Source organism: Corynebacterium sp. HMSC075D04, assembly GCF_001815635.1.
Classification (GTDB): domain Bacteria; phylum Actinomycetota; class Actinomycetes; order Mycobacteriales; family Mycobacteriaceae; genus Corynebacterium; species Corynebacterium coyleae.
The window spans coordinates 1-705 of record NZ_KV821281.1 but is presented as its reverse complement, the minus strand read 5'-3'; the positions used below and the strand labels follow the sequence as shown (position 1 = coordinate 705).

At 54.3% G+C, this 705-nt stretch carries 1 protein-coding gene; it reads right to left on the bottom strand.

The window, feature by feature from the left end; all coding sequences use genetic code 11:
* The coding region (locus tag HMPREF3048_RS00005; protein ID WP_168167325.1) for a helix-turn-helix domain-containing protein at positions 1–439 on the bottom strand (439 nt) is incomplete at its 3' end.
* Positions 440–705: the final 266 nt, after the last annotated feature.

Here is a 705-nt window from a genome sequence, read left to right as displayed (position 1 = left end):
CCTTCACATCTGACGCCAGGTTGATTTCTGCCTGGCCGAAATCAACCTGGATGACCCCGGGAGACCATTCCAACTCCATGAACCCATCTCCTGGGGCTTTATGGTCCTGCCTCCACTGCTTGACGTAGCGCTGTACCGGCGAATACGAGCCGGTATATCCATGTTCGGCGGCAAGCCGGTCACAGATGCGCTGCGCAGTGTGGCGTTGCTTGCGCGGCATGCGCTGATCTTGCTCAAGCCACCGATCAATCACGGCACACAACGTCTCACCGAGCGCTAGTGATCCTGGCTTATGTAACTTAACTGGCGGGATAGGGCTGAAATCGTCCTGGTTGACGTACTTATCGACCGTAGCGCGAGATACCGATACCGCCTTCGCGATCGCTCGTCGGGACATTCCCTCGTCATCGAGCTGTCTGATAGTTTCGATCGTGGTCATGCTGATTGTCATCTACTTTCTGGTCCCTTCCTGAAAAACCAAGTCCCGGACCTCGCAGCCAAACGAAGATGGGACATTTCTCAGGAACAGAAACCTACTGGGATGGTTACTCGGCATGGCCCTTTTTCATTCCAAAAGAGCCACACCAGTCACAGCAACGCACCAGGAAAGTGGCCTACTTTTTCACGCTGAAACGGACTAAAACAGGCCGCCGAAACGGACTACTTCCCAAGCCGAACTGGACCACCTACATCAGATCAGACACA